Source organism: Companilactobacillus jidongensis (assembly GCF_003946575.1).
GTDB classification, from domain to species: Bacteria; Bacillota; Bacilli; order Lactobacillales; family Lactobacillaceae; genus Companilactobacillus; species Companilactobacillus jidongensis.
The window spans coordinates 268676-275849 of the sequence record NZ_RHOP01000001.1 but is presented as its reverse complement, the minus strand read 5'-3'; the positions used below and the strand labels follow the sequence as shown (position 1 = coordinate 275849).

The following is a 7174-nucleotide window of genomic DNA, read 5'->3' as shown; positions in this document are numbered from 1 at the left end:
TGTGCATGAAAATAGGCATCCTCAATGAGGATGCCTATGGTTAAAAGTTATTCATCAATACTATTTGACAAAGAGCCCTTTTTTCGATATTAGAGACCTTTTCCGAATCTAATTATTTTATTTTCGACAGTCATTCTGTTTCTTCCGGAGTCTTTTGATTCATACAGGTAACTGTCAACTCTACCAAAGAAATCTTTGAATGAGGTATCAGTTTCTTGTAATTCAGTAACACCAAAGGAAACACGTATATTCAATTCCTGACCGTTGTAGTCCAATGGATCATTTATCAATTCATTCCTGATTTCACGAATGATCTTCGCACTTTCATCCGCGGTTAAACCACGAAAAATAATGACGAATTCTTCACCACCATATCTGAAGAGTTGACCACGTGTAGTTTTTCGAAATAATTGATGTTCAAAGTGGGCAGCTACATGACGTAAAACTTTGTCACCTGCTAAATGACCATAAGTATCATTGAAATTTTTGAAATGGTCAATGTCAAACATAGCAATTGTTAAAGGTACGTCGGGTTCTCGACTATAAACTTTAAAAACTTCTTGTGAAACTTCATCAAAGCTGGCACGATTTCTAATGCCAGTGAGCTCGTCGTAATTAACCTTTTCAGATAGATTGTTGTAGTTATTAAATGAATCCTTGATCCATTTGGCTAAGAAACGTATTACTGACATGTAGACAACGAATCCTATCAACATATTGAATGTGTAGTACAATGTGAATTTGTGAAAGGGCCAAATAATGATCCACCAGATTCCACCGTAGATAGTCTGTAATAAAACAAAACGCCATTCAGAATTTAATATCAAATCGGTGTGTCTTGAAATATAGACAATCGTTACAGCAAGTAGAATAATTAAAAGGGTAAAGAGTAAAAGATAGTTATTGTATCCAGTTATGGCACGGTATCCAAAAATATAAATTGGCGCAATTATATTCATGATTTCAATAACGTGATTTTTCATCATATAGAGACTGTACAACAGTATTGTCAATTGAGCAGTGGCATAGAACCAACTTCGCATATCTCCAGAGTTAAGAGCCTTAAAAATATGCTGTAGCAAAAACATACTGATGGCAAGTACGGTACCTTCGATCAATTCAAGGATTATCCGATAGGCCGTGTTGTTGTTGGTCTTTAAGATGTTTTCAAATGAATACGCCATGATCGTGATGATAGTTATCAGTCCAACAGTTATTAAACCGATGATAATTGCATTTATATTGCCGTCTACACTTAAAAGTGACTGGAAACTATCAAAATTATAGCTAGTTGACATCCTTCACCTCTAAATATTAAATTATGAAACTAATTTGCTATAACATGGTAAATTCATAATCTGGTATGAATATCACAGCAACTAATATAGATATTACCATGAAGTAGAATATATTGTTAGATTATAAAATAAAAAATATTTTAGTTATATTTGCAACAAACAACAGTGAAAACGATTTATATAAAAAAATTATCACTTATTAGTTGTTTGTATCTTTAACAAATGTTTTTTGATCAAGAATCTGCTTAGTAGAGTAAATTCCTGGTCCATATTTTTTATGATAGATTTTTTGAGTCATAGCGTTGAAAGTGAAGTTTTAAGATAACAATAATTTCATACAGTTAGTTCCTTGAAAATATATTTTTTTTGAACATGATAACTAACGAAGAATAATAAGCAATCAACAACAACTTTGACATAGGTCGGATTGAATAAGGTCACTGCATGGATCATCGAGACTAGGATACTTGATGCAAATATCTGAGCAATAGCCAGAGTGGCGTATTTGACGGCGCTATAGTGCGAATTACCAGAGAAGACTGCATGCCGATTGACTAAATAATTGAAGGCCGACGACAGTACTCGTGAGAGCACTGAAGCAACTGAAATCGATAAAAAGTTATTACGTGGAAAGAATGCCAACGTTAGTGAGAAGACGCCAATATCGACTACGAATGACAATAATGACGAAATCGTGTAACGAAAAAATGATGGGATAGCATATTTAAAAAAAATTGAATAAATTGATACTGAATCGGAAACAACTCTAAAGTGAGAACCAGAGTTATTTTCCAAATAGACAGTTGTTATTGGCTGTTCAATAATGGAAACATTAGATTCTTTGGCTTCAAAAAGCATTTTCATTTCGAATTCAAATCGATCACCTGATACGTGAATCAAGCGACGCATAAATAAACGGGGAATGACTCTTAACCCCGTTTGAGTGTCAGTAATATTGATACCGGTAAAGATGCCCAGTAACTTGCTAGTTAAAATGTTTCCCAATCGACTTCGAAAAGGAATATCCTTACCGAATTGTCTAACACCCAACACTAGATCATTGGGGTGATTTTGGAAAAGTTCCATACATTTGCATACATCTTTATACAAATGTTGGCCGTCTGAGTCCATCGTGACTATTCCATCGATATTTGGCATCTTTGTTAATACATAGTCCATAGCCGTTTTTAAGGCTGCACCTTTGCCACGATTGATGTCATGAGATAGTACCAACGTATCTGAATAGTCATTTTTTACATGATCAAAGATAGAATCATACTCTTCACCGCTACCATCGTTTACGATAATAATGGGAATCTCAGGTGAAGTTTTTCGGATTTCAACTAACAATTGTAATAACCGCTGGCCCGGCTCCAATGAAGGAATTACAATTGCTAAATTGTTCATTTTCGTAACCTCTCGTATATTTACTAAATTTTCAACATTAAGTATAACTCTATTAGATTAATTTTTGCTTGGTATTAATATATTTATTTTATTTGATAAATTTATGCAAAAAATCAGTATTTTTCAATAAAAGTTTATACATATCCGTTACATATCCTGTTATCATAAATATGATATTGTTTTTCAATTGGAGAAATTTTTTGTGAAAGTTATTGTAGTAGGTTGTACACATGCTGGGACTGCGGCAGTTGATCAAATTTTACAAGATCATCCAGGTACTGAAGTTACCGTTTATGAACGTGATGATAATATTTCATTTTTATCTTGCGGGATTGCTCTGTATTTAGGACACAGGGTAAAGCGTCTAGAAGACATGTTTTATGCTGATCCTTCAGACTTGGAAAAACTTGGTGCTAAGGTAAACATGAAGCATGATGTTCTAAAAATCGATGCTAAGAATAAAAAGTTAATGGTAGAGAATATCAAAACAGGCGATGTTTTCGAAGATACATATGACAAGTTGATTATGACAACAGGTTCGTATGTTCAAGTACCACCTATTATGGGAATCGATAATTCAAAAATCTTGATGTGTAAGAGTTATGCTCAAGCTCGTGAAATTTATGAAACAGCTAAAGATCACAAACATATTGCTATCGTTGGTGGTGGATATATCGGAGTTGAGTTAGCTGAAAGTTATGCTAATACTGATCACGAAGTTACTTTGATTCAATCGAATGACCAAGTATTGAATCACTATATCGACAAGTCGATGTCGATCAACATTACTGACTTGTTGGAAGAAAACGGTGTTAATATATTTTTGAATGAACGTGTCAGTGGTTTCTCTGGTGACGATCAAGTGGTTATCGAAACAGATAAGGATGATCACAAAGCTGATCTAGTAATCGTTTGTACCGGGTTCATTGCTAATACAGAATTGTTACGTGGTCAAGTGGATATGGATCGTCGTGGTGCCCTCGTGATCAATGAATACGTTCAAACATCAGATCCTGATATTTATGCAGCAGGTGATGCATGCACTGTTAATTTTAATCCAACTGGTAAGCCAGCTTATATGCCGCTGGCAACGAATGCTATTAGACAAGGTGCCTTAGCAGGTATGAATGTCTTTGGCAATGTTCAGAAGTACATGGGAACGCAAGCTACATCAGGAATGGAATTATTTGGTTATACTTTAGCTTCAACAGGTTTGACACTGAAGAACGCATTGGAATGGGGCTTCAACGCTGAAGCTGTCGTCTATCATGACTACTATCGTCCCTCTTATATGCCAACTACTGAGATGCTAACTATTCGTTTGGTTTATGATAAAGACAATCATAAGATTCTAGGTGCGCAATTCTTCAGTAAACACGAAGTCGCTCAATCAGCTAATACTATCTCAGTAATGATTCAAAATAATAATACGATCGATGACTTGGCATTCATCGACATGTTGTTCCAACCAAATTATGACAATCCATTCAATTATTTGAATTTGGTTGGTCAAATGGCGGTTGCCAAAGAACGAGATGCAAAAAAATAAATAGGGTTGCTCTTAGATAATCAATCAGATATACTTTGGTTAAAATATAATAGTTTTTCATGAGGGAGTAACTAGCAGCGCAAGCTGTAGCAATATCACCAGCCCGAAGGGATTTTTCTGGTATTGCTGTAAATAGTGAGACTTATGTGTGTTTTTAACACGCATAGGTCTCTTTTTTGTTTTGACAGAGACCTTGCGATGAAAGGGAGGAATTACATTGTCAGAACAAAAACATCAACAACTATCAAATGCATTCTATGCTCAAAGTGAGTCAGAAGTACTGACAGAATTAGATGCAACCAGTGAAGGCCTGAATTCTGAGCAGGTCAACGAACGTGTTAATAAATATGGGCCTAACAAACTAGACGACGGCAAGAAGAAGTCTTTATTGCAGAAGTTTTTGGAACAGTTCAAAGATTTGATGATCCTAGTCTTGTTAGCTGCCGCGGTTATTTCAGCTGTCGTCTCACATGACGTTGTGGATTCAGTTATAATCCTGGCGGTCGTGATCATTAATGCCATCTTAGGTGTATTTCAGGAATCGCGTGCTGAAGCTGCAATTGAAGCTCTCAAAAAAATGTCGACACCACACGCTAATGTCTTGAGAAATGGCGATACGATCACTATTAAGAGTACCGAGTTAGTCCCTGGTGACCTTGTTTTGTTAGAAGCTGGAGATGTAGTTCCAGCCGATCTGCGACTATTGGAATCTAATTCGCTAAAGATTGAAGAGTCAGCATTGACTGGTGAATCTGTCTCGGTCGAAAAAGAAACTAAAATCATCGACGATGAACAGGCTGGTATCGGTGATCGTGTAAATATGGCGTTCTCCAATAGTAACGTTACTTACGGTCGTGGTAAGGGTGTCGTTGTTAATACGGGGATGTCGACGGAAGTGGGTAAGATTGCGGGAATGCTGGCTAAGGCTGATGAGACAACTACGCCACTGAAACAAAACTTGAATCACTTGGGCAAGTTCTTGACAATTGCTATTGTAATCATTGCTGTGGTGATGTATGTCGTGGGAACGTTCTTCAACGGTATGGACCCAATCAAAATGATGCTGACATCCATTTCATTGGCTGTTGCAGCCATTCCTGAAGGATTGCCAGCAATCGTAACGATTATTTTGGCATTAGGAACACAGGTTATGGCTAAGCGTAATGCCGTCATTCGTAAATTGCCGGCTGTAGAAACATTGGGTTCAACGGAAATTATTGCTTCAGATAAGACGGGAACATTAACATTGAATCAGATGACTGTGGAAAAAGTTTATACCTTTGATCAACAACAATCAGCTGAAGAAGAATTATCCATAGACAACATGGCATTGAAAATTATGAATTTTGCTAACGATACAAAGATTTCACATGATGGAACGATGATCGGTGATCCAACTGAGACAGCTTTGATAACTTTTGGTGAAAAACACAATTTTGATTTGGATCGTAAATTACAGCAGCAACCGCGAGTGGCGGAACTACCGTTTGATTCAGATCGTAAGTTGATGTCCACAATTCACAAAGATGGTAGTAGATTTTTGGTTGCAGTCAAAGGTGCTCCAGATATTTTGTTAGAGCGAATCACGAGAATTCAGACTCCGGATGGTATTAGAGATATTACCAATGCAGATAAAAAAATCATTCTTCAAAATAACAAAGATATGGCTAAACAGGCACTGCGAGTATTGGAAATGGCATATAAATATATTGATGAAATGCCTAATGAATTAGAATCCACTGAAATCGAGAGCAATTTGATTTTTGCCGGATTAGTCGGAATGATCGATCCTGAAAGAGCGGAAGCCGCTGATGCTGTTCGTGTTGCTAAGTCAGCAGGGGTTAGACCATTAATGATCACTGGAGATCACAGAGATACAGCCGAAGCAATTGCTGCTCGGCTTGGTATTATTGAACCTGGTGACGATAATGCTGTTTTGACAGGCGCTGAATTAGATCAGATGTCGACAGAAGAATTTGATAAGAAAGTAGAGAATTACTCAGTCTATGCTCGAGTGTCGCCTGAGCATAAAGTTAGAATCGTTAAGGCTTGGCAAAAATTGGGCAAGGTAGTTGCTATGACGGGGGATGGTGTAAACGATGCACCAGCTTTGAAACAGGCTGATATTGGGATTGGTATGGGAGTTACAGGTACGGAGGTTTCTAAAGGTGCTTCCGATATGGTCCTGGCTGATGATAATTTTGCGACGATTGTTGTGGCGGTTGAAGAGGGTCGTAAGGTCTTCTCGAATATTCAAAAAGCTATTCAGTATTTGTTAGCGGCTAACTTAGGTGAAGTATTGACGTTGTTTATTGCAACATTGCTGGCGTGGGATACGATGTTACCAATTCATTTGTTGTGGATCAACTTGGTAACTGACACGTTTCCGGCAATTGCATTGGGAATGGAACCGGCAGAGTCCAACTTGATGAATCATAAGCCGCGTGGAAGAAACTCTAACTTTTTCTCTGGCGGTGTCTTGAGTAGTGTGATCTATCAAGGGATTTTTGAAGCGGCTATGGTATTGCTGGTTTATGCAACAGCTATCATGTGGCCAGTGCATAGTGGATATAATGCAATTCATGCAGACGCTTTAACAATGTCATTCGCAACTTTGGGGTTGATTCAGTTATTCCATGCCTTCAATGTGAAGTCGGTTCATCAATCAATCTTCAAAGTTGGCTTGTTTAAGAATAAAGCCTTCAATGGAGCAATTTTATTATCACTAGTAATGATGATGGCGGTTATTATGATCCCAGGATTGAACGACGCCTTTAGAGTTTCACACTTGGATATGTATCAATGGGCAATTGTATTAGGTTCTTCATTTGCAGTAATCCCGTTTGTGGAATTAGTTAAATTCGTTCAGCGTAAAATAAAAAAAGATTAAAAATAACCATTTTGGAATTTTCCAAAATGG

General features: G+C 37.1%; 4 protein-coding genes. 2 read left to right on the top strand and 2 right to left on the bottom strand.

What is annotated here, in order from left to right; genetic code table 11:
- Positions 1-89: 89 nt before the first annotated feature.
- Both EKM68_RS01235 and EKM68_RS01230 read right to left on the bottom strand, forming a co-directional pair.
- A complete protein-coding gene (locus EKM68_RS01235; protein ID WP_125587849.1) occupies positions 90-1298 on the bottom strand; it encodes a GGDEF domain-containing protein in 1209 nt (402 codons plus the stop codon).
- Between the two features lie 333 nt (positions 1299-1631).
- Positions 1632-2705 (bottom strand): bifunctional glycosyltransferase family 2/GtrA family protein, encoded by a 1074-nt coding sequence (locus EKM68_RS01230; protein WP_125587848.1) that lies wholly within the window; start codon positions 2703-2705, stop codon positions 1632-1634.
- Positions 2706-2907: 202 nt separating this feature from the next.
- Here EKM68_RS01230 and EKM68_RS01225 point away from each other — a divergent pair, with 202 nt between their 5' ends.
- A complete protein-coding gene (locus EKM68_RS01225; protein ID WP_125587847.1) occupies positions 2908-4254 on the top strand; it encodes an FAD-dependent oxidoreductase in 1347 nt (448 codons plus the stop codon).
- 217 nt (positions 4255-4471) lie between these two features.
- The gene (locus EKM68_RS01220; RefSeq protein WP_125587846.1) at positions 4472-7144 is read left to right on the top strand and encodes a cation-translocating P-type ATPase; all 2673 of its coding nucleotides are present in this window, start codon (positions 4472-4474) and stop codon (positions 7142-7144) included.
- Positions 7145-7174 lie beyond the last annotated feature (30 nt).

What these genes read in the sequence shown, in the direction of transcription:
- EKM68_RS01230 (WP_125587848.1), bottom strand. Translation starts at nt 2,705, where the DNA reads ATGAACAATTTAGCAATTGTAATTCCTTCATTGGAGCCGGGCCAGCGG.
- EKM68_RS01235 (WP_125587849.1), bottom strand. Translation starts at nt 1,298, where the DNA reads ATGTCAACTAGCTATAATTTTGATAGTTTCCAGTCACTTTTAAGTGTA.